This window comes from Pseudoalteromonas luteoviolacea NCIMB 1942 (genome assembly GCF_001625595.1).
Lineage (GTDB): Bacteria > Pseudomonadota > Gammaproteobacteria > Enterobacterales > Alteromonadaceae > Pseudoalteromonas > Pseudoalteromonas luteoviolacea_A.
This window is the reverse complement of sequence record NZ_AUXT01000152.1, coordinates 25,000-46,387: the sequence shown is the minus strand read 5'-3', so window position 1 is coordinate 46,387 and position 21,388 is coordinate 25,000. Positions and strand designations below refer to the sequence as shown.

Here is a 21,388-nt window from a genome sequence, read left to right as displayed (position 1 = left end):
CGTCCCCAGTTGGGAACCGGAGTGTGATTGATAAAGCCACTCCGGACAGACACTTACTGTCTAATAATTAGTCTTGTAATTCTTTTAGTGTATCTAAGCAGCGTCTTTCGGCAGTGACAAGTTCCATCAATACGACTTTTATGTCATCCATCTGTTGGCTAAGATCTGCTTTTTTTTCTTCAATTAGTTGCAGCATTGTATGTAGCTGCTTTTCGCTGGACTTGTCTGCATCATACAACTCAAACAATCTACCAGTTTCGGCAAGCGTAAAACCAAGTCGCTTCCCGCGCAGAATAAGTTTGAGACGAACTTTGTCCCTTTTTGAATATATTCGGGTTTGGCCATTACGTTCTGGTGAAAGTAATCCTTGATCTTCATAAAAACGAATACTTCGTGTGGTAATGTCAAATTCTTTAGCGAGCTCGCTTATTGAGTAGGTTGGTTCTTTATTGGTGTCTTGCATTATTTACACACTTAATTCGAAACTGATTAGACCAATATAAGTGAAGTTTACGTAAAGGTAAAGTGTCGTTTTTGCATCATGCTTTAGTCGCATATGCAAAATCTGGATCTTGAACTACTTTTAGCTCGCATAAGGCACTATATGCTTTGTTAAATTGCTCTTCAACATCGGATATAGCAAGGGAATACGCAGTAAAATGCCACCGTGGCAAGATAACTGTGCAAGTAAACTTTACATTTTTAATAAACGCAAAATGCTTGATTTTAGATTTACGTTGGCGTAAACGTAAATTTTAGGTATGCTCGACGTAATAGATTACTAAAAGCAAGCTATTTGCTTGTTAACAGGAGTTTTAAATGAGTAACGAAGCCGTAGTCATTGTAGCAGCAAAACGTACACCTATGGGTGGTTTTATGGGGAGCCTTTCAGGTGCAGCAGCAACTGATTTAGGTGCAACTGCAATAAAAGCTGTAATGAATGATACTGGTTTATCGGATGCCAGCATCGATGAAGTTATCATGGGATGTGTATTACCAGCAGGACTTGGCCAAGCACCTGCGCGCCAAGCGATGTTACATGCGGGCCTTGCTCGTTCTACTGGTGCAACAACTATCAATAAAGTGTGTGGTTCAGGTCTAAAAGCGGCGATGTTTGCACATGACCTAATCAAATCTGGTAGCATTAAATCAGCAGTAGCGGGTGGTATGGAAAGTATGACCAATGCGCCATATTTCATGCCAAATGCTCGTGGCGGTATGCGTATGGGCCATAGTCAAGTAGTAGATCACATGATGGCTGATGGTCTTGAAGATGCATATGATAAAAAAGCAATGGGATGCTTTGCCCAAGACACTGCAGATCAGTATGGCATTACTCGTGAAAATATGGACGAGTTCGCACTGAATTCACTAAGTAAAGCCAATGCTGCAATTGAAAATGGTAGTTTTGACAATGAAGTTATTCCACACATCATTTCTACACGTAAAGGTGATGTTGAAGTAACTATCGATGAACAACCAGGTAATGCGCGTCCTGCAAAAATTCCTTCGTTACGCCCTGCGTTCAAAAAAGATGGCACCATTACGGCTGCTAACTCTTCATCAATCTCCGATGGCGCGGCGGCACTTCTTTTAATGAGTGAGTCAGAAGCGAAAGCTCACGGCTTAACACCACTTTGTAAGATTGTGGCACATACGACACATTCTCAAGCTCCAGCAGAGTTCACAATTGCACCAGTTGGCGCGATGAACTCGCTTTTAGATAAAGCTGGTTGGTCAAAAGATGATGTTGACCTTTGGGAAATAAATGAAGCATTTGCCATGGTAACTATGCTTGCTATCAATGAAATGAAACTTGATAGCGCAAAAGTTAACGTCAATGGCGGAGCATGTGCATTAGGTCATCCAATTGGTGCAAGTGGCGCCCGAATTTTAGTTACACTTATTCACGCACTTCGCAATCGTGGCCTATCAAAAGGTATTGCATCACTATGTATTGGTGGTGGTGAGGCGGTTGCAGTAGCAGTAGAAGTTTAAATCGTCAAAGCGCCGTAACTATACTAAATTTTAACGCGGCGCTACTTTCAGTTTATTTGGGGAGGAGTGCAAAATGCACCAGGTACCATTATACATCAACGGTGAATTCACACAGTCGCAGTCTGACAAATGGTTAGACGTCGTTAATCCAGCAAATCAAGAAGTACTTGCACAGGTACCTTGCGCAACGTCACAAGAAGTACAGGCAGCAATTAACTCTGCTCAAGAAGCATTCCAAACTTGGAAAAACGTGCCAGTACCTGAGCGTGCTCGCATCATGATGCGCTATGCTGCGCTATTAAAAGAGCACCAAGAAGAGATCGCTACCATCATTTGTCATGAACTTGGCAAAACGTTTGAAGACGCTAAAGGTGATGTTTGGCGTGGGATTGAAGTAGTTGAGCAAGCAGCTAACGCGCCTGCAATGATGATGGGTGAGACTGTTGAAAATGTCGCGCGTAACATCGACACTTACTCTTACATTCAACCTTTAGGGGTATGTGCGGGTATCACGCCATTCAACTTCCCAGCAATGATCCCATTGTGGATGTTCCCAATGGCAATCGTATGCGGTAACACATTTGTTCTTAAGCCATCTGAGCAAGACCCTCTGACACCAATGCGCTTAGTAGAATTATTCGAAGAAGCAGGCGCACCAAAGGGGGTGCTTCAAGTTGTTCATGGTGGTAAAGATCAGGTAGACCAAATTTTAGAAGCACCTGAAATTCGTGCTGTATCGTTCGTAGGCTCTTGTGGTGTAGGACAATACATTTACAGTAAAGGCACTGAAAATCTAAAACGTGTTCAGGCATGTGTAGGCGCTAAAAACCATATGGTAATTATGCCAGACGCAAGCAAAGAACAGACAATCAACAACCTAGTGGGGGCATCTGTTGGTGCTGCAGGTCAGCGTTGTATGGGCATTTCGGTTGCTGTATTTGTGGGCAAATCTCAAGAATGGGTTGATGATTTAAAGGCTGGTCTTGAAAACGTACGCCCAGGTGTTTGGAATGACCCTGAAGCTGCTTATGGCCCTCAGACGTCAACTGCCGCCAAAGCTCGTATATTGTCTTTAATCGAATCAGGAAAACAACAGGGTGCAACCTGTTTGCTTGATGGCTCAGACTTTACAGTTGAAGGTTATGAAAACGGCAACTGGGTAGGTCCCACATTATTTACCAATGTGACAACAGACATGGACATCTACAAAGAAGAAATCTTTGGTCCAGTATTAAATTGTGTATTTGTTGACACGCTAGAAGAAGCTATTGCGCTTGTTAACAACAGCCCATACGGTAACGGTGTTTCATTGTTTACCGCAAGCGGTGCTGCTGCTCGTAAATTCCAGCAAGAAATTCAAGTTGGTCAGGTTGGTATCAATATCCCAATTCCTGTGCCACTACCATTTTTCTCATTCACTGGCTGGAAAAATTCATTCTACGGTGATGTTCACACTTATGGTAAACAAGGCGTGCGTTTCTACACCGAGACTAAGACCATTACATCTCGCTGGTTTGCTGATGAAGCAGTAACAGGCCCGAACATGAGTATTAACCTTCGTTAATTCTGCAATATCCCTAAGCCCAGTACCTATGCTGGGTTTTTAGTAGTACCGCCTGACGCTGTCAGGTGCAACAAGAATAAAAACAAGTGATTTGAATCACTTGGTATGACAACAAAGAGAGGTCTTTTATGGACTTTAATCTGAATGAAGATCAACAGGCATTCGCTGAAACCGCTTACCAATTTGCAATGACCGAGCTCGCACCAAATGCTGCTCGCTGGGACCAAGAGCATATTTTCCCTAAGGACGTGATTAAACAAGCTGGTGAGCTGGGTTTTTGTGGTTTATACACACCAGAAGAGGCCGGCGGCCTTGGCTTGTCTCGCTTAGACTCAAGCATCATTTTCGAGCAACTTTCAATGGGCTGTACCGCAACGACTGCTATGTTGACGATTCACAATATGGCGACTTGGATGATTGCAAGCTTTGGTACTGAAGAAGTGAAGAGTCAGTACATGGACCAACTAGTGATGGGTGAATTACTCGCGTCCTACTGCTTAACGGAACCAGGATCCGGTTCTGATGCTGCTTCACTTAAAACCAAAGCCGTACTAGAAGGTGACGAATATGTCCTAAACGGGTCGAAAATGTTTATCTCAGGTGCTGGTGAAACCGATGTATTGGTTGTTATGGCCCGCACTGGTGAAGACGGCCCTAAAGGGATCTCTGCGTTTGTTGTAGCTGCTGATGCAGTTGGTGTGATTTATGGTAAAGCAGAAGAGAAAATGGGCTGGAACGCACAGCCAACTCGTTTAATTACATTTGAAGACGTCAGAATTCCTGCTGCGAACCTAATGGGTAAAGAAGGTGAAGGATTTAAGTTTGCAATGCAGGGCTTAGACGGTGGCCGTATTAATATCGCGACATGCTCAATTGGCACTGCGCAACAGGCACTTAATACAGCAAAAGAATACATGCAAGAACGCCAGCAGTTTGGTAAACCATTGGCTGCATTTCAGGCGTTACAGTTTAAAATTGCTGACATGAATACAGAGCTTGTTGCTGCACGCCAAATGGTTCGTTTGGCTGCGTTTAAACTTGATAGCAATGACCCTGAAAAAACCACCTACTGTGCAATGGCCAAACGTTTTGCGACTGATGTAGGGACTAAAGTGTGTGATGATGCACTTCAGATCCATGGTGGTTACGGTTACATCAAAGAATATCCTCTCGAGCGCCATTTACGTGACGTGCGCGTTCACCAAATCTTAGAGGGCACGAATGAGATCATGCGAGTGATCATTGCCCGTCGAATTTTAGCTGAAGGCGCTGCGAGCGTTTTATAAGGAGCAAAAAATGTCTGCACAATTAAAACTTGAAAAACGTGGTCACATTGCAATTGTTACGATGTCTAACCCACCAGCAAATACTTGGACGCGAGACACGCTAGCTGGTCTTAAAGAGTTGGTAAATGAACTTAATGGGGATAAAGAAATTTATTCACTGATTATTACCGGTGAAGGTGAAAAGTTCTTCTCAGCCGGCGCTGATTTGAATGTATTCGCTGATGGTGACAAGGGTGTTGCTGCTGATATGTCACGCGTTTTCGGTGAAGCATTTGAGACTTTAAGCAACTTTCGCGGTGTCTCAATTGCTGCAATTAACGGCTTCGCTATGGGTGGTGGATTAGAAGTGGCGCTTGCTTGTGATATTCGTATTGCAGAAACTCAGGCACAAATGGCGCTGCCCGAAGCGAAAGTGGGCTTGCTTCCGTGTGCTGGCGGTACACAAAATCTAGCGTGGTTAGTGGGTGAAGGCTGGGCTAAGCGCATGATTTTATGTGGTGAGCGTTTAAAAGCAGATAAAGCAGAGAAAATAGGGCTAGTTGAAGAAGTGGTTGAGCAAGGTCAGGCGCTTGAAGCTGCACTTGCCTTGGCTACGAAAGTTGAAGATCAAAGCCCTGTGGCTGTTACAGCGTGTAAATCACTTATCCAAAAAGGTCGCACAGGCACGATTGATAGCGCGCTACCGCTTGAGCGAGAGCTGTTTGTAACGCTATTTGATACGCAAGACCAAAAAGAAGGCGTAAATGCATTCTTAGAAAAACGCAAAGCAAACTGGGTGAATCGCTAATGGTAGAATTACAGTTACTAAACCAAGAAGACGCGCCGGTCGTGTTCCAATTGGCGCACTGTAATAATGACATGAAGGTGGCTATTGCCACCTTGAATGCGCCAAAAGCGTTGAATGCGCTTAACTTGGATATGATCCGTCTACTTACACCGCAGTTAACTGCATGGGCCAATGATGACAGCATTGCTATGGTTGTGCTCAAAGGCGAAGGTGGAAAAGCATTTTGTGCAGGCGGAGATGTTGTTAGCTTGTATAATTCGATGGCTGCAAATGACGGCAACAATTATCTGGAAACGTTTTTTAGTGAAGAGTACCGCCTAGATTTTCAAATACATAATTACGATAAGCCGATTTTACTTTGGGGCAACGGCATAATTATGGGCGGCGGATTAGGCCTAATGGCAGGCGCTAGTCACCGAATTGTGACAGAAACCTCGCGTATTGCTATGCCTGAAATTACGATTGGTTTATACCCTGATGTGGGCGGTTCTTATTTCTTGAATAAAATGCCAGCGGGTATGGGATTATTCTTGGGTTTGACAGGTGCCTCTGTGAATGCGAATGACGCAAAGTTAGTAGGCCTTGCAGATCACTTCATCAATGCTGATCACTTTGACATCTTGCTTCATAATTTGCGTGAAGTGAATTGGGGTAAAACCAATGTGCTAAACCACGACAAGTTAACCCAGTTACTTCTTTCAATCGAAGACGGTGCCCACTCTTTACCTAATAGTGCGCTTAAGCCACTTGCGAAAGATATCGCCCACTTAGTAGAACTCCCCGATTTATCTGCACAAATTGATCATATTCTATCGATTGATAACAGCGAGAATAAATGGTTAAGCAAAGCGCAAGCTGGGTTAAAACATGGCTCTCCAATTAGTGCTGTGGTAGTGAGTGAGCAATTGAAGCGCCTAGCCGGAAAATCTTTAAAAGACTGCTTTTCACATGAGCTGACAATGTCCGTTCACTGTGGTGAGGTTGGTGAATTTCAAGAAGGTGTGCGCGCTTTATTAATTGATAAAGATGGCCAACCAAATTGGCGCTTTAAATCTATTAATGATGTAGAAATTGATGTAATTGAAGGGTTCTTTAAACCAAAATGGAATGAAGAAAACCACCCATTAGCGGATATGTAAGGAAATAAAAATGGCAAAAGTAGGATTTATTGGCCTTGGCAACATGGGTGGCCCAATGGCTGCAAATTTGGTTAAAGCAGGTCATCAAGTAACGGTATTTGACCTTAACGAAGAAGTTGTAAATCAACTAGTTGAACAAGGTGCGAGTGCAGCTTCAAAAGTTTCAGATACCTGTACAGATGCAGACTTTGTGATCAGCATGCTTCCAGCTGGAAAACATGTTCGCTCAATTTATACTGGCGAAGATGGATTAATCAACTACCTTAGTAAGTCGGCACTGGTTATTGACTGCTCAACAATAGATGCAGAATCAGCCCAGTTTGTTGGTAAAGAGCTAGCAAATGCGGGTGTATCTTTTGTTGATGCACCAGTGTCTGGGGGTGTGGCCGGAGCTGCTGCTGGGACGTTAACTTTCATTGTTGGTGGACGCGACGAAGATTTTGCTAAAGCGCACACAGTGTTGAAGGATATGGGTAAAAATATCTATCATGCTGGAGATATCGGTGCCGGGCAAGTCGCAAAAATTTGTAATAACATGCTGCTGTCAATTTTAATGGCAGGGACCAGCGAAGCACTCCAAATGGGTGTAGATCACGGCTTAGACCCCAAAGTATTAAGCGAAATAATGCTTAATAGCTCTGGGCGCAATTGGACACTTGAAGTGTATAACCCATGCCCGAATGTACTGGACAATGTTCCTTCTTCAAATGAGTACAAACCGGGCTTTATGGTGGATTTGATGGCAAAAGACTTAGGACTTGCAATGCAAGCAGCTCAGCAGAAAAATTCAGCCACCCCAATGGGCGCACTTGCAAAAAATCTTTACAACCTGATGCAAAACCAAGGCAAAGGGGCAGAAGATTTCAGTGCGATATTTAAACTTTTCTCTGAAAAGTCTTAAAACGTAAAGGTTTAAAAATTAATTATGAATGTAGAAAATAAAACGGTTGTTATTACTGGGGGCGCGCAAGGTTTAGGTCTTGCTATGGCACATAAGATGGCAAGCTTAGGCGCTAACCTTGCTTTGGTTGATATGCAAGAAGAAGTTTTGCAAGTAGCGGTAGAAGAGCTGAGCCAATTTGATGTAACCGTTAAAACGTATGTTGCAAACGTAAGTATTGAGAGCAATGTGGAAGAGGTCTTCGACAAGATCGTTGATGATTTTGGTTCTCTTTCAGTGCTTATCAATAATGCGGGCATTTTACGTGATGGCTTATTTGTAAAAGTCAAAGAGGGCGAAGTCGTAAATAAAATGTCTCTAGAGCAGTTTCAGTCATTGATGGATGTAAACCTAACGGGCGTATTTTTGTGCGGCAGAGAGGCTGCTGTAAAAATGATTGAGGCAGATCAAGGCGGCGTGATTATTAACATGTCTAGTGTGGCGCGTGCAGGAAATATCGGCCAAACTAATTACTCTGCAGCAAAGGCTGGCGTGGTGGCTATGACGACTACGTGGGCCAAAGAACTGGGTCGCTACGGTATTAGAGTTGGTGCAATTGCGCCAGGTGTTATTCGCACTAAGATGACCGATGCAATGAAACCTGAAGCGAAAGAGCGTTTGGTTAAAATGAAACCTGTAGGCCGCTTGGGCGAAACGCAAGAAATTGCACATACTGCTCAATATATTATTGAAAATGAGTTTTTCACTGGTCGTGTTGTTGAAATCGACGGTGGCATTAGACTTTAAAAATATCTAATATCTTCGTTATTTTGTAATAAAATATCGTTAGTATTCAAAGGATTCGCATACTTATGTTCCTTTATCTTCGAAAGAAGAGAGTGTGTAGAATAAAGCGGTGGGGGTGTGTCCCGCCGCTTTTTTATTTCAGTTGTCCATTCCTAACTATCTATAATTAAAAGTTTTAATTTGTATGGACTGATGTAACATGGCTTTTATGTTAAAAGTTGAGCACAACCCTCATATCTATCATGTATAAAATGCTCATCATCATATTAATCGCTGTGGTATTACCTGCTTGCCAGTCGAATAGAGCCATCATTAAAGATATCGATGCAATCCACAAGCAAGAGCGCAATGGGATCAAACTCTATCAACAAGGGCAGTATGCCAGCGCGTTTGAAGAGCTGGGTGAGCTTGCCACTTGGGGTTATAAAGATGCGCAATATTATTTGGCTTTCATGTTTTTAAAAGGCCAGCATGTTGAACAGTCTACTTTGATTGGTATGGGCTGGTTAGGCGTTGCCGCTGCGTCGGGCATTACCGAGTGGGTAGACTTTTACGAAGCATTGTATGCCAAAGCTACACCGCAAATGAGAGCTAAGATTGATACTGTGGTGGCTGATTACAAGCAAAAATTTGGCATGAAGGCACAATTTGTGTCTTGTAGGAGAACCCAAACGAGCACCTCTATGAAAGTTGTTATGATGTGTACCAAAGAGGATAAAATCATTAAGGTATATCCACTATACCTTAATGAATCTCAGCTCAATTTATCCTCGTTTCAATGAAGATAACGCCACTTTATACCAAATGACTTTACTTTTGCTGGTCGTTAATCAGTCTTTTTATTTCCTTGTAGGTAGAGGGACAAGTTCTAAGTTGTCATATGGAATCTCTGGAAAACGACGCTTTGCCAATCTAATTTGGCCTATTCAACACGTTCTTTGCTGAAAGACACAAGATTCCAGTATATATAAGGGACTACCTCCCATTTATCACCGCCGAGCAAAATCACCTTTGAGTCTTCTAAAGTTTTTACTTCGCTACTTAAATCATCTAATAGGACCAAGTCCCCCGGTTTGTAAACGTTACCTTCAATTCTAATTGCCCAAAAATAAGGCATATAGCGGTCTCCTGAGTATTACTGGGTAATTCTAATGTGTTATGTTTAGTTGTTATCAGATCCACATAAAACACTGGGGAGTATGTTTTGATTGGCGGCGTCACTCCATAAGCTTGTCCCGTAATCACGCGTTTCATGACACCATCTTTTACCAGTAGCTACACATGTATGTATGCCAACATGTTCAAAGCTAGGCGCAATGTCAGCGTATTTTTCGGGTAGGGCAATCCACGACTGTAGGCCATTAATGGTGTGGGGCTTTCCTCGTGTTTCAAAGCATTCTTGCTCTGAGTGGACACAATCCTCTTGCCAGCAGTCATCCAATTTGCATCACGGGCGTGATTTCAATATGGTTGCACAGAGAGTCTCGATGCATTAGGCTGCCCTTGATAAGATAAGTCAAGGTTGATAGCCCTGCGTGAGGGTGAGGTTGTACCTCTAATACCTTACCCTTGAGGAAAGTGGCTAGCGCCCATGTGGTCAAAAAAGATAAATGGTCCCACCATCTGCTTTTTCATGTGGGGTAATAGGCGATCAACCTCAATGCCGCCAATGTAGACTTGCTGTTAGTAACTGCGCCACAGATTTTCTCCTCGTATAAAATCAATACACGTCAATGATTATGGGTTTATTTTAGTATCAGATTTTTTGAGCGTAAAAAAGCAAAAATTGGATAGAAAGTTCTATTTTTGAGAGTTTTTTTAAAAATAACAAAGCAAGGACCAGCCGATTTGACGTTTTTTTCACATAAGACTTAGTAACGTGACTGCACACGATAGTTAAAAGGATATGTGTTATGAAGTTACTTTTCACTTTGCTATGTACAATGACTTTGAGTGGTTGCAGTGTCGCAAACTACGTTCGGCTCAAGTATGAGAATGATGACATCAGACCGCAGTGGCAAGCTCAAAAAAACAAAACTCAGTTGCAAGCAGACACGGGGCTTAAACCCTATGTGTACATGTCAATCAATGGCATTCAGGGGTTTAAAATGATGCTAGATACTGGCGCGTCAGTATCGATTTTAAAGGACTCGGAAAAAGTTAAAAGGCTCGGACTAAAAGAAGGTTACTCATTGGAACTGGGAGGCTGGGGAGATGGCGAAAATTCTTATGGGTTTCAAACTGATGTAAAGAGTATCAAGCTAGGTGATGTTCACTTCAATGATGTTAGCTTTGCGTACATGCTAGTAACAAAAAGCGAGTACTTTTTGAGGCCAGATGAGGCTGTGTATGACGGTGTTATTGGACACGACATATTAAAACATTTTGCCTGGCATATTGACCCCAGAGCAGGCACGATTGAGATCTCTAGTAATGCTTACAATGCTGAGTATGCGGGCGTATCCATACCAATGCGGATCTTTCTGAGCAAGCTGTACCTTGATAGTAAAATTGATTTAGGAGGTAACCAAACGATGGAGCAAGAAGTCGTTTTGGATACGGGGAGTCGACACTACTTTAAACTAAATAACTATTTTGTTCGTGATGCGGGGCATGCATATAGGGGCAAAACGGTTACAGGTTCAGATTTTGGTTTGAGTGGCCAAACAATTCATCAACGTGGCACTATCCCAAAATTACAAATCTCAGACTTAACGTTAAAAAATGTCAAAACTAATTTCATTGAGGGCGGTGATGATGGAAAGTCCGTTATCGGCAGCTCTATTTTAAACCATTTTAGTTATGTAATTGATTACCACAATTTAAAGCTACATTTAAACCCATACGAAAATAAGAGTTTTAAGGCGAAGTACAATTTATTGGGGATGGAGCTTAGAAAGCTGACAAACGGTGCGTTTGTAGTGCGTTATGTCATGCCTGATATGGCTGCGTTTGGCTCTGGCATTCAGGTGGGTGATGAAGTACTTAGCTTTAATGGCGTGAATGCGAGCGAGTTGGCACAAAAGGAGTGGTTAGCATTGTCAGCGACCGAGGGCGAACATCGATTATGTATTGCCAGAGACAATCTTTGTTTCGAGCTGCTTGCAAAAAATATTGAAGGGTATAGTCAGTGGTAGAAGCCTCATTCAAGTCCAATATCATGAAATAGATTTCAATTTTTATTACATACTCAATTAGGAGCGGTAGAGACAGGTACCTGCCGCCCATTTTTGCTAAATTAGTAGAACTAAGCGAGACCCTAGGCAAGCTACCATATATCTTATGGTATGTTATATTATATCATTTTGTGGGGCGCAAAAAGGCATGGGTCAAGAAAAAGTAGCAAGTGTCCTTGCTGAGAATACAGTTAAAGCATTTACCGATACACTGATCGATCAGGGGTTTAAGGGAGAAGTCGATACCAGGTACTCAACTCAAGTGGTGCACTCAACAGACAACAGTATTTATCAAGAAATACCGCAGGCTGTGCTTTTTCCTAAATCGAATTCAGATATTCAAATGGCACTGTCTCTTTCTGAGCGAACTGAGTTTAGCGAACTGTATTTTGGTCCGCGAGGAGGAGGCACAGGCACTAATGGCCAATCACTTACGAGTGGTATTATCATCGACTTGTCTCGTCATATGCGCGGTATTTTGGAGATTAACACTGAGCAAAGGTGGGTGAGGGTCCAAGCTGGTGTAATTAAAGATCAGCTAAATGATTTTTTAAGGCCGTACGGTTTTTTCTTCGCGCCTGACTTATCAACTAGTAATCGTGCGACGGTCGGAGGCATGATCAACACAGATGCTTCTGGACAAGGTTCTTTAGTTTATGGAAAAACCAGTGACCACCTTTTAGCGTTGAAGTGCTTTTTACCTGATGGCTTTGAACTAGATACGCAAGAAACCACAACAAAACAAGCGAAGGAAAGTGCCAAGAAAGACGATAGAGCAGGGAAAATATTAAATACCGTCCTCACTAGCTGCGAAAAAAATAGAGATAAAATCCTGTCTGTTTTTCCTAATTTAAACAGGTTTTTGACAGGGTATGACCTTAAAAATGTATTTAGTGATGATCTAACGTCGTTTGATCTAACTCGTATTATTGCTGGCAGTGAGGGGTCACTGGCAGTTGTAGCGGAAGCGAAACTCAATATTTTACCGATTGAGCCATACAAAACGTTGGTAAATATTAATTACGACAATTTTGATTCAGCGCTTAGGCACTCCCCATTTTTGGTTAGCGCAAAATCGACTTCAGTAGAAACTGTAGATAGTAAAGTCCTGAACTTGGCGAGAGAAGATATGGTTTGGCGCAGCGTATCGGACTTTTTAGAAACTCCCGCACATATTACATCCGATGGTCTAAATATGGTGGAGTTTAATGGTTCTGAAAAAAAAGGCATCGAAGAAAAAGTGGAGGCTTTAACTACCCAACTAGACTCGCACATCGCAAATAAGCAATCGGGCGTTTTATCATACTCGATCACCACAAATAAGACTGACATTCTAAAAATATACGCAATGCGTAAAAAAGCAGTGGGTTTATTGGGTAATAGTAAAGGCGCAAGAAAGCCTGTCGCATTTGTTGAAGATACCGCTGTTCCTCCCGAGAGTCTCGCGGATTTTATAACTGAATTTCGAGCACTGTTAGACTCTCATAATTTAACATATGGCATGTTTGGTCATGTCGATGCAGGGGTATTACACGTCCGTCCTGCACTAGACTTATGTGATGCCTCCCATCAGGCTTTGCTCAAGCCGATTTCGGATAAAGTCGCACTGCTGACCAAAAAGTACGGAGGGTTATTTTGGGGGGAGCATGGTAAAGGGTATCGCAGTGAGTATGGCCCTGAATTTTTTGGTTCAGAATTATTTTTAGAGTTACGAAAAATAAAAACTATTTTTGATAAACGTAACAAATTGAATCCAGGCAAAATATGTACACCACTGAATAATAATACTGGACTTGCCAAGGTTAATGGCCCTTTGAGGGCCCGTTATGATGCGTTAGTCCCCATTTACATCAAGACAAGTTTCCAAGATACTTTAAATTGCAATGGGAATGGACTTTGTTTTAATTATTCTGAAACGACCCAGATGTGTCCTTCATACAAAGTCACCAACGACAGAAGAGATTCTCCAAAAGGCAGAGCGACATTGTTTAAAGAGTGGGTTCGACAGCAAGGGCTGCAAGGGGTTGAACTGCCTGAGCTAAGCTCGGGCTACTATGACTCAAATTCGAACATGCCCAAAGTGGAGATTTCAGAAGCGGGAGTATTGAAAAAGCTAAACCATGAAGTAAAAGCAGCAATGGATACTTGTCTAGCATGTAAAGCCTGCGCCAGTGCGTGTCCGGTTAAAGTCGATATTCCTAATGCGAGGGCTTACTTTCTAGATTTGTATTATCAAAAGTATGGGCGGTCAACAAAAGACCATTTGGTCGCCAATATTGAGCGCTTGCTACCGGTCATGTCTAAATTTGCATCCCTACTGAACCCAATAATCGGCGCAAAATTTACGAATTCACTGGTCAAGAACGTTGTCGGATATCAAGACTTACCACTATTGAGTAAGCATAAACCAAATGCACTCAAATTTGATTTTGCTTCACTAAGTAAACTCAGTCAGCAGCAAAGAAACCAATTTGTGTTGATAGTGTCAGACCCATTTACCCGTTTTTATGAGGCCGAGTTGCTTGAATCAGCGATTAAATTGATTAATAAGCTAGGTAAACAAGCTGTACTGTTACCGTACCACCCAAATGGAAAGACACAGCATGTTAAGGGGTTCTTGAAGCAGTTTAAGGCGACCGCTACGAAAACAAGTGCATTTTTACAGCAAGTGTCAACGCTCAATATTCCAATGGTCGGGCTTGATTCGGCACTTGTGTTTGTTTATGAGGACGAATATCGCAAGGTGCTATCTGACACAGAGCGGGGAACCTTTGAAGTTCTAACCATCCATGAGTGGATACAGCGACAAGATTTATCGAGTCTTGAGTTAAAAGGCAGCTCTGGTGCAATAACATTGCTTTCTCATTGCACTGAAGAGACTAACCCAAGATCGTCCACTTCGATTTGGCAGTCTATTTTTAAGCAATTAGGTGTTGAACTAACTGCACCGAATGTCGGGTGCTGTGGAATGGCGGGTACATTTGGACATGAGTCGAAAAATCAATCTGCTTCTCGCCAGCTTTACGAAATGTCATGGGAAAAACATGTTCAGTCACAGGTTATTATTGCGACAGGCTTTTCATGCCGAAGCCAAGTAAAGCGCTTTGAAGGGGTTAAACCTAAACACCCCGTTGAATATCTTGCAGCACACATATCGTCTGTTCATTCATAGGCGTCCTTATGGCCGCCAGACTTTTTGATTAAGCGTCACTTAGTTTTTAGACGTTGTAGCTTATATTCAGCGCAGTCCTTATCTATATAAATATCATCTTTTAGATGCGTTAAATGTATACTCTGTGCGACACCTAGGACCTTTTGCGTCTCGGCTTTTGCTTTGTGATCTAATTTTGAAAATATCGGAATGAGTAACGTAACTAAGGCTATCGCAATTCCATCAACCACCATGAACCTAAATATGCCTATTAATACCTTCGCTCGTTTTCTATTTACGTCGTTGTTTTTGCTTTCTGGCATTACTCACTTTACGAATGTGCCTTATTATTTAAATTTAATACCACAAACTGTTCCATACAAAGTAACTTTAATTTGGGTCTCAGGTATTGTTGAGTTGGCAGGTGGCTGTTGGTGCTTTTCTTACTACCAGTGACTCTTGTTGTGCATGGATACGAGGTGCTTTATGCAGAACTCGAAGTCGTACGCGCTTTGCAACAGGCGCATTTCCTCAAAGGGTTTACACTGATTGGTGCTGCTTTGTTAATAGCTCAGATTGGCGTATCCCAAAAAGAGATAATGGGTAAAGTGACCAAGGATTAACTTGTCACCCAGTACATGTCAGCACAAAGATATTTGCGTCAACTTGATATACCTAGGCTTGCCGCGCTCGGGCGCACGGTTTTCATCTCAATTGTAGAATACGGACTGGGCACTCAAAGAGGGTTTTTGGAGTGGCCTGTTACTGCAATATAAGAGAAACTCAAAGCGCCAATAAATGCTCCCGTGACAAGTGCCCAAGTATACGCGCCTTTATATTCTCCAATCGTAATTATGAATAACATAACAGTTGTAATTACCCAAAGTGGGAATGCAAGAAATATGGCTAAAAACCTGATTACATTTCTAGTTAGTAACATTTTCATTTGGTGATGCTCCTTGTGTATAAGCTAGTCGTGTTTACAGTGGTTATGTATTTTTAGCTAGCGCGGTCGCAGTGTGCTAAGTCCGCAAGTACACTAGTCATGGCGTTTGGTGTATTAAATCGGTTCACCAGTCTTGGCCATATTTTTTTATTGGCTTCAAACGCCTCCACTTCTATGGGCGCACTGTTATAGCCGTATTGAGTAAGAACAGAAAAATGTCGAGTCACGACATTATCCAGCCCCATTCTTTCCATTTATAGTACACGAACAAGTTCATGAGCTAATTTGGGTTTATTTGAATCCAAGTCATTTCTGACATATATCGTGTAGCCAAATACTTGCGCATTATTGATAACCCCTTCACCTATAAATCCCAGTGTTTCGCCAAGTGTCTTTAGAGCAAAGTGTTCATAGGGGAAAGTAACTTCTTCAACATAAACAGTTTTAACTTTTTTCGGGTACTTGATACCAATTTCTTTCGCGCGGGCTTGTTCTTGCTCAGATAGTCCAATACCCACCTTCAGGCCTTGTTCTTCAATGGTATGGGCCCAGCCAGTATATTGCGGTAATAGAGTTAACGAGATGACCTTTTGGTGAAAAAATACCAGCACGAATAGGAGGGAGATAATAATTAAAGATAAGAGCTTTACAGTCTTCATAATCGATACATATATAATTTTTTAAATGGCACTCTCATTTATGTTAACATTTTATTTTATAAATTCTCTCATAAGGTTACCTATTGGAAAAGAACTGCTAGGTGTACGGTGTGCTTTTTAACATTGGGCGATTAAAGAGTCGCAACAAAGGCATGCCTTTGGGATTATTACGTACATGAATGCTTTTGATGCTTGTTCGAACTATGCCGCACCAAAATGTATTATTGAGAATAGCTAAAGCTTTTGAAGCACGAGCATACGATATCCAAATTCATTTGCATAATGTGTGCAAATATCAATTTCGTAATCAATGTCGTCATATGCTTTGACGCTCAGTCCATTCGCATTGAGCGCTTGCACTCGTTTTCGCAAAGGCTCATAATAATTTTCCGAAGCCTTGATGCTTAGAGGGAAGTCACTAACTATTTTTAATCCGATTTACTCTTTTAGAAACAGTTTGAATATCTGGATACTCTTTTTGCCAAAAGGCTATCGATTTGTCACTAGGAGTATCTGTTTGCCAAACTAATTCGCTGAATACTAGGGCTCCCGATTTAATTAAATTAGGCTTTCAGCGGCGTAAGGCATTTTCTACTCCCATAATATATGCGCTACCTTCCGACCAGATCAGGTCAAAGTACTCATTCGGATAGTCAAGTTCAGTCATGCTAATACTCCGTCTTGTTTGACGATGCAAAAGCTTCCGATACCGCATCGAGCGCAGATTGTTCGTTGTCTATCGTGGTAATATGGGCTTTACAATTTTGAGCTAGGACTCGAGTCGCTTGGCCTTTACCGCAGCCTATTTCTAAAATTTGTTGAACTGGTTTTGGCACTTTTTTAAAGGCTTTTAACGTATCTTGTTTACTTCCTGGCCCCCAACGTTCAAGGCCTTGGAAAACACGCATAAAATCAGCCATATATTTGTCATGTTCATTCATATCTTTTGATAACCACCTCAGGTGCAGTGCCTCCTTTTCTTCAAAACCTTGGTTTATCAACCAATCTGTGTGTATGTCTGGTGCGACTTTGTTTAGCTTTTCATGCCATGTCTTTAATTCTCCTTCGCTTAACAGTGCTGCAAGCAAGTTTCGTGACTGTTGTTTTTGTTCAATCTCTCTATCAAGTGCGTTAAGGCGACTTTTCAAAATGGCTTTATCTAGCTTTGTTTCAAGACATGCTTTGCATTCTTTCAGGGTTAAGCCGCCAGCGAGTAACTGCTGGATTAAACGCACCCGTTGTACATCTTTATGTGTATAAACACGATAACCATTTTCGAGACCGTTGGCCTGATATTAGTTGTTGTTTCTCGTAATACAGCAAGGCGGTTCTAGATATACCAACTTGTTTAGCGAGTTCAGATATTTTGTACATACCAAGCACACCTTCATTGGGGGAGAGTAGGGCCAAAGGCTAAGTTCCCCCCATTTATTATTGAAGGTACGCTACTGATTGAACTTTAGACTATAAAGTTGTAGGCAGGTCAAGACTCACTTGTTTGATAGGGACATTAGGAAAGTAATCATCTTTTAGAATGAGTACCCGCAGCGCAAATGTTGGCCGCGGGTAAATGAACTAATAGGCAATGTGAGCTAGACCCGTGCCAGTGGTGTTATTTTCTAGGGTGAAAAAGTCCATGGTTTTATTCATGTTGAGAGCTTGGTCGGCCATCGACTGTCCAGCAGCTGAGGCCTCTTCGACTAGGGCTGCGTTTTGCTGTGTCATTTCATCCATTTGAGTAACTGCGCTGTTTACTTGGACGATACCCTCGGACTGCTGTCTAGCTGACACTGCAAGTTCTTGCATCATCGCGCGAACTTTGGAAGTAGACTCGACTATTTCTAGCAAGGTTTCACCAGACTTATTGACTAAAGACGTACCTTCTTCTACTTTAGTTTGGCTATCACGAATAAGCTCCTTAATTTCCTTTGCTGCCTCTGATGAGCGTTGTGCAAGGTTTCTCACTTCACCTGCTACGACAGCAAACCCTCTTCCTTGCTCGCCAGCTCTTGCAGCTTCTACAGCAGCATTGAGTGCCAATAAATTGGTCTGGAATGCAATTTCATCAATAACACCAATAATTTCCGAAATTTCCTTACTTGAGTCACTGATCTCTTTCATAGCTGTCACTGCTAAGTTTACGACTTGCCCACCTTGTTCGGCGCGTTGTTCAGCCTCCATCGACAATTCACTGGCACTTTCGGCACGTTTACTACCTTGTTTTACACTATCTGTCATTGCATCCATACTCGCTGAAGTCTCTTCAAGACTTGAGGCCTGTTCTTCCGTACGTTGACTTAGATCCATATTGCCTTGCGCAATTTCGTTTGCGCTTTGTGAAATACTGCCTGCTGATGTGCGTATGCTTGAAATAATTTCAGTGAGCTTGTCTGCGGTGGCGTTAGTATCTTCTTTGAGCTTACCAAACTTACCTTGATAATCATTGGTGATCCGCTTTGATAAGTCTCCGTGAGCCAGTGAACCAAGCATCTGCATGACATCATCGAGGGCTACTTCAACCGTATCTAAAAGACCATTTAACCCCTGGCTTAGGTTACCAAAGAATCCTGACTTACCAGATAGGTCGATCTTTTTGCTAAGATCGCCTTTTGACGCAGCTTGTACTATTTTATCTATTTCTTTTTCAATATTGACTTCGGCGGTGCGGTCAACCCACTCAAGTACTGTGCCGATACGTTGTCCATCTACCTCAATTGGGTTGGCTGTTAACGCGAACACTTTGTTACCAATATGTTCCACGCTTCGATGGGTATTTTGTAAGTTTTCAAATACAAGCTTCTGTTGGTCTGGCTCAAGGTAAAAGTCTTGTATGCCAAAACCAATCAATTCATTTGCGCTAAAGTGGCCAACATGCACACGAATATCGCGCTCTGACTCGTCCATCATGTCTTGCAGCGCGTTATTTGCATAAATGACATTTAATTCAGGGTCGGCGATCATGACATTGCCAGATACACTGTCTAAAGCATACTTAACTCGAGCATTCTCAGATGCAACACGTGACTTTTCTTTTTCAAGTACCAGCCACTCAGTTTTATCTTGCCACTCGATAACCGTACCGACCCGTTTGCCTTCGACATTTACAGGGCTGGCAACAATGGAAAATGTTCTGCCGGCAATCACAAATTCACTCTCATGACTGGCGGTTAATTGATCATACTCGGCTAAATGTTGCGAGAAGTGGTCAAAGAAGTGGGTAAGGGACTGGTTCTTGACTTCAGCCGGGTTAAACTCTGGTAATGCCTTAATGATATCTGCGCTAGCAGTAACAAACATGTGTTCTAAAGCAGCGTTTAAATAAATCACTTGATATTTATCATCGGTTATCATCACTTGCCCAGATGAACCGTCTAAAGCGTATTTAACACGAGCATTTTCAGAAGCGACACGGGCTTTTTCTCGCTCGTTTGATAGCCAATCTGTTTTGTCTTCCCACTCATATACCAAACCGACCGTTTGACCATCAACAACAACGGGACTTGCAACTAAGGCAAAGGTTCTCCCTGCTATTTCGAATTCCCCTTCAAAAGCTTCAGCTAATTGTTGAAGTTGTTTTTCTATATCGGCGAATGAAGGCAATTGCTTACTCAAAGGGGTGTTGATGATTTTGGTATAGTCGAAGCTCGGATTCAAAATACAGATATCTCGGCTGGCCGCTTTAAACATAGTGTTGATGGCATCATTTAAATAAGTCACTTTACCATCGTTGTTGACTATCATGACGCAAGCACTGGCATTGTCCAGAGCACTTTTAATTCGCGCATTTGAACTTGCAATTCGCTTTTCCTCACGCTCTTTTTCACGACCTTGACGCAGGCTATCGCGCATCGATAGCATAGACTTGAATACCCCCTTCGGTGTATTTTCATCATATTTCAGGTCTAAATCACCGCGAGCGATTGCCATTGCAATTTGCTCTAACTCATTAGGATCTTTCCCCAATTGCGCCATAATATTGCGGGTTAAAATAAAGACCACGCATCCACTTAAAAGCAGTGCGATTGCAAAGGTCACTAGTATTTTATTAACGGCATATGCGTTGTCTGATTTTAACCTTGGGCCGAGCGCGTCTTGATCGGCTTTAACAGACAGCTTTAAGTCATCAACCAATTTGGCGAACTGCGGTCCAATCACGTCTAGCGTATTGGTCACTTTGTCATTTCGATCTACGATAATATCGTGAACGCTTTGATATGCTTGTTTGTACCCAGACTCCATAGACCTGATTTGACCAATCATTTGCTTGCTTGCATTAGAGGTGGTCAAAAGCTCAATTCTGTCCATTTGTTGTTCAAATTGAGAGAACTCCTGTCTGACTCTTTGGTCAGCACTTTCATCGTTACTCTCAAGATACTTTATTACATATAGGCGCGCTAACAGCAAGTTTCTCATTGCGACACCTGTCAGGTAGGCGAGTTGTGTATCATTACTCTCAGAGGCGCTATACATGAGTTTTGTTAATTCACGCTCCATTTGTGGGCCGAGCGCGTTCAGCTGCCCATTCACGAGCTCATCTCGTTGTACTCTATATGCTTTGATAACTTCAAACGTTTGATTGTACTGTGTAATTTCTTTACTAAGCTCTTTTACCATTGCGGCACGTTCGGGCTTATTAATTTCGCGCTTTGCGTCTCCTAGCAACTTTTCTACTTGTGTAAAGTACTGGCTGTACTGCTGTATATCTTTATCACTACCAGTCAACAAAAAGTCTTTCACATTCATGCGAACCATTAGCATATTTGACTGCAAAATACCTGCGAGGTTGCTGTCGCGAGCAAGTTCACGGTAGTCCTTAAAGCCATCTGATGCGGTTTTTAAAGCAAAGAAAGAAATTAAACCGATAATAGCCAGAGTGACCATAACGGCAGAAAAAGCTGCAATAAGTTTAGATCTTAATGTAGATAGCAGATTGAATCGGGCTGAATTAACCATGTTCAAAATTCCCTTAAGACGCTGGTGTAGCGAGAAATATCA

The 21,388-nt window shown here is 42.2% G+C and carries 21 protein-coding genes; 11 read left to right on the top strand and 10 right to left on the bottom strand.

Annotation, left to right across the window (positions count from 1 at the left end):
• Window positions 1–67: 67 nt before the first annotated feature.
• Window positions 68–463: a MerR family transcriptional regulator gene (locus tag N482_RS10235; RefSeq protein WP_023400459.1), complete on the bottom strand. Its 396-nt coding sequence runs from the start codon at window positions 461–463 to the stop codon at window positions 68–70.
• Between the two features lie 356 nt (window positions 464–819).
• Here N482_RS10235 and N482_RS10230 point away from each other — a divergent pair, with 356 nt between their 5' ends.
• From N482_RS10230 to N482_RS10195, 8 genes are all read left to right on the top strand, one after another.
• Complete coding sequence (locus N482_RS10230; protein WP_063376940.1) at window positions 820–1,998, top strand: thiolase family protein; 1,179 nt, start codon at window positions 820–822, stop codon at window positions 1,996–1,998.
• A gap of 73 nt (window positions 1,999–2,071) precedes the next feature.
• Window positions 2,072–3,562 (top strand): CoA-acylating methylmalonate-semialdehyde dehydrogenase, encoded by a 1,491-nt coding sequence (locus tag N482_RS10225; protein ID WP_063376939.1) that lies wholly within the window; start codon window positions 2,072–2,074, stop codon window positions 3,560–3,562.
• Between the two features lie 128 nt (window positions 3,563–3,690).
• The gene (locus N482_RS10220; protein ID WP_063376938.1) at window positions 3,691–4,848 is read left to right on the top strand and encodes an acyl-CoA dehydrogenase family protein; all 1,158 of its coding nucleotides are present in this window, start codon (window positions 3,691–3,693) and stop codon (window positions 4,846–4,848) included.
• A gap of 10 nt (window positions 4,849–4,858) precedes the next feature.
• Window positions 4,859–5,635 carry an enoyl-CoA hydratase gene (locus tag N482_RS10215; protein ID WP_063376937.1) on the top strand — a complete coding sequence of 259 codons (777 nt, stop codon included), beginning with the start codon at window positions 4,859–4,861 and terminating at the stop codon, window positions 5,633–5,635.
• Window positions 5,635–6,774: an enoyl-CoA hydratase/isomerase family protein gene (locus tag N482_RS10210; RefSeq protein WP_063376936.1), complete on the top strand. Its 1,140-nt coding sequence runs from the start codon at window positions 5,635–5,637 to the stop codon at window positions 6,772–6,774. Before N482_RS10215 ends, N482_RS10210 begins: the two co-directional genes overlap by 1 nt.
• A 10-nt stretch (window positions 6,775–6,784) precedes the next feature.
• On the top strand, window positions 6,785–7,675 hold the full coding sequence (gene mmsB, locus N482_RS10205; RefSeq protein ID WP_063376935.1) for a 3-hydroxyisobutyrate dehydrogenase: 891 nt from the start codon (window positions 6,785–6,787) through the stop codon (window positions 7,673–7,675).
• Between the two features lie 24 nt (window positions 7,676–7,699).
• Window positions 7,700–8,461, top strand: a complete 762-nt coding sequence (locus N482_RS10200) for an SDR family oxidoreductase (RefSeq protein ID WP_063376934.1) — start codon at window positions 7,700–7,702, stop codon at window positions 8,459–8,461.
• 251 nt (window positions 8,462–8,712) lie between these two features.
• Window positions 8,713–9,243, top strand: a complete 531-nt coding sequence (locus N482_RS10195) for a sel1 repeat family protein (protein ID WP_155730557.1) — start codon at window positions 8,713–8,715, stop codon at window positions 9,241–9,243.
• Between the two features lie 140 nt (window positions 9,244–9,383).
• Here the strand turns inward: N482_RS10195 and N482_RS25615 are convergent, their stop codons facing one another.
• Together N482_RS25615 and N482_RS25610 are read right to left on the bottom strand one after the other, a co-directional pair.
• On the bottom strand, window positions 9,384–9,578 hold the full coding sequence (locus tag N482_RS25615) for a hypothetical protein (protein ID WP_231100831.1): 195 nt from the start codon (window positions 9,576–9,578) through the stop codon (window positions 9,384–9,386).
• A 316-nt stretch (window positions 9,579–9,894) separates the two neighbouring features.
• The gene (locus N482_RS25610) at window positions 9,895–10,062 is read right to left on the bottom strand and encodes a pirin family protein (protein WP_231100830.1); all 168 of its coding nucleotides are present in this window, start codon (window positions 10,060–10,062) and stop codon (window positions 9,895–9,897) included.
• 312 nt (window positions 10,063–10,374) lie between these two features.
• On the opposite strand from N482_RS25610, the gene N482_RS10185 reads away from it, so the two are divergent.
• Both N482_RS10185 and N482_RS10180 read left to right on the top strand, forming a co-directional pair.
• Window positions 10,375–11,598 (top strand): aspartyl protease family protein, encoded by a 1,224-nt coding sequence (locus N482_RS10185; RefSeq protein WP_063376933.1) that lies wholly within the window; start codon window positions 10,375–10,377, stop codon window positions 11,596–11,598.
• 187 nt (window positions 11,599–11,785) lie between these two features.
• The gene (locus tag N482_RS10180; protein WP_063376960.1) at window positions 11,786–14,809 is read left to right on the top strand and encodes an FAD-binding and (Fe-S)-binding domain-containing protein; all 3,024 of its coding nucleotides are present in this window, start codon (window positions 11,786–11,788) and stop codon (window positions 14,807–14,809) included.
• A 35-nt stretch (window positions 14,810–14,844) separates the two neighbouring features.
• Here the strand turns inward: N482_RS10180 and N482_RS10175 are convergent, their stop codons facing one another.
• On the bottom strand, window positions 14,845–15,111 hold the full coding sequence (locus N482_RS10175) for a hypothetical protein (RefSeq protein ID WP_063376932.1): 267 nt from the start codon (window positions 15,109–15,111) through the stop codon (window positions 14,845–14,847).
• A gap of 111 nt (window positions 15,112–15,222) precedes the next feature.
• On the opposite strand from N482_RS10175, the gene N482_RS10170 reads away from it, so the two are divergent.
• Window positions 15,223–15,411 (top strand): hypothetical protein, encoded by a 189-nt coding sequence (locus N482_RS10170; protein WP_063376931.1) that lies wholly within the window; start codon window positions 15,223–15,225, stop codon window positions 15,409–15,411.
• A gap of 113 nt (window positions 15,412–15,524) precedes the next feature.
• Here N482_RS10170 and N482_RS10165 read toward each other — a convergent pair whose 3' ends face one another.
• The 6 genes from N482_RS10165 to N482_RS10145 all read right to left on the bottom strand — a co-directional run bounded on the left by N482_RS10165 (window position 15,525) and on the right by N482_RS10145 (window position 21,346).
• On the bottom strand, window positions 15,525–15,734 hold the full coding sequence (locus N482_RS10165) for a hypothetical protein (RefSeq protein WP_063376930.1): 210 nt from the start codon (window positions 15,732–15,734) through the stop codon (window positions 15,525–15,527).
• A gap of 53 nt (window positions 15,735–15,787) precedes the next feature.
• Window positions 15,788–15,961, bottom strand: a complete 174-nt coding sequence (locus N482_RS25605) for a hypothetical protein (RefSeq protein WP_231100829.1) — start codon at window positions 15,959–15,961, stop codon at window positions 15,788–15,790.
• 27 nt (window positions 15,962–15,988) lie between these two features.
• Window positions 15,989–16,393, bottom strand: coding sequence for a hypothetical protein (locus N482_RS10155; protein ID WP_063376928.1), 405 nt, complete (start codon window positions 16,391–16,393; stop codon window positions 15,989–15,991).
• Between the two features lie 668 nt (window positions 16,394–17,061).
• Window positions 17,062–17,628 carry a MerR family transcriptional regulator gene (locus N482_RS25920; protein WP_269202112.1) on the bottom strand — a complete coding sequence of 189 codons (567 nt, stop codon included), beginning with the start codon at window positions 17,626–17,628 and terminating at the stop codon, window positions 17,062–17,064.
• Between the two features lie 13 nt (window positions 17,629–17,641).
• Window positions 17,642–17,767 carry a MerR family DNA-binding transcriptional regulator gene (locus N482_RS25595; protein ID WP_269202111.1) on the bottom strand — a complete coding sequence of 42 codons (126 nt, stop codon included), beginning with the start codon at window positions 17,765–17,767 and terminating at the stop codon, window positions 17,642–17,644.
• A gap of 201 nt (window positions 17,768–17,968) precedes the next feature.
• On the bottom strand, window positions 17,969–21,346 hold the full coding sequence (locus N482_RS10145; RefSeq protein ID WP_063376927.1) for a methyl-accepting chemotaxis protein: 3,378 nt from the start codon (window positions 21,344–21,346) through the stop codon (window positions 17,969–17,971).
• Window positions 21,347–21,388 lie beyond the last annotated feature (42 nt).

What these genes read in the sequence shown, in the direction of transcription:
- N482_RS10235 (WP_023400459.1), bottom strand. Translation starts at nt 463, where the DNA reads ATGCAAGACACCAATAAAGAACCAACCTACTCAATAAGCGAGCTCGCT.
- N482_RS10230 (WP_063376940.1), top strand. Translation starts at nt 820, where the DNA reads ATGAGTAACGAAGCCGTAGTCATTGTAGCAGCAAAACGTACACCTATG.
- N482_RS10225 (WP_063376939.1), top strand. Translation starts at nt 2,072, where the DNA reads ATGCACCAGGTACCATTATACATCAACGGTGAATTCACACAGTCGCAG.
- N482_RS10220 (WP_063376938.1), top strand. Translation starts at nt 3,691, where the DNA reads ATGGACTTTAATCTGAATGAAGATCAACAGGCATTCGCTGAAACCGCT.
- N482_RS10215 (WP_063376937.1), top strand. Translation starts at nt 4,859, where the DNA reads ATGTCTGCACAATTAAAACTTGAAAAACGTGGTCACATTGCAATTGTT.
- N482_RS10210 (WP_063376936.1), top strand. Translation starts at nt 5,635, where the DNA reads ATGGTAGAATTACAGTTACTAAACCAAGAAGACGCGCCGGTCGTGTTC.
- mmsB (WP_063376935.1), top strand. Translation starts at nt 6,785, where the DNA reads ATGGCAAAAGTAGGATTTATTGGCCTTGGCAACATGGGTGGCCCAATG.
- N482_RS10200 (WP_063376934.1), top strand. Translation starts at nt 7,700, where the DNA reads ATGAATGTAGAAAATAAAACGGTTGTTATTACTGGGGGCGCGCAAGGT.
- N482_RS10195 (WP_155730557.1), top strand. Translation starts at nt 8,713, where the DNA reads ATGCTCATCATCATATTAATCGCTGTGGTATTACCTGCTTGCCAGTCG.
- N482_RS25615 (WP_231100831.1), bottom strand. Translation starts at nt 9,578, where the DNA reads ATGCCTTATTTTTGGGCAATTAGAATTGAAGGTAACGTTTACAAACCG.
- N482_RS10185 (WP_063376933.1), top strand. Translation starts at nt 10,375, where the DNA reads ATGAAGTTACTTTTCACTTTGCTATGTACAATGACTTTGAGTGGTTGC.
- N482_RS10180 (WP_063376960.1), top strand. Translation starts at nt 11,786, where the DNA reads ATGGGTCAAGAAAAAGTAGCAAGTGTCCTTGCTGAGAATACAGTTAAA.
- N482_RS10175 (WP_063376932.1), bottom strand. Translation starts at nt 15,111, where the DNA reads ATGCCAGAAAGCAAAAACAACGACGTAAATAGAAAACGAGCGAAGGTA.
- N482_RS10165 (WP_063376930.1), bottom strand. Translation starts at nt 15,734, where the DNA reads ATGAAAATGTTACTAACTAGAAATGTAATCAGGTTTTTAGCCATATTT.
- N482_RS10155 (WP_063376928.1), bottom strand. Translation starts at nt 16,393, where the DNA reads ATGAAGACTGTAAAGCTCTTATCTTTAATTATTATCTCCCTCCTATTC.
- N482_RS25595 (WP_269202111.1), bottom strand. Translation starts at nt 17,767, where the DNA reads ATGTACAAAATATCTGAACTCGCTAAACAAGTTGGTATATCTAGAACC.
- N482_RS10145 (WP_063376927.1), bottom strand. Translation starts at nt 21,346, where the DNA reads ATGGTTAATTCAGCCCGATTCAATCTGCTATCTACATTAAGATCTAAA.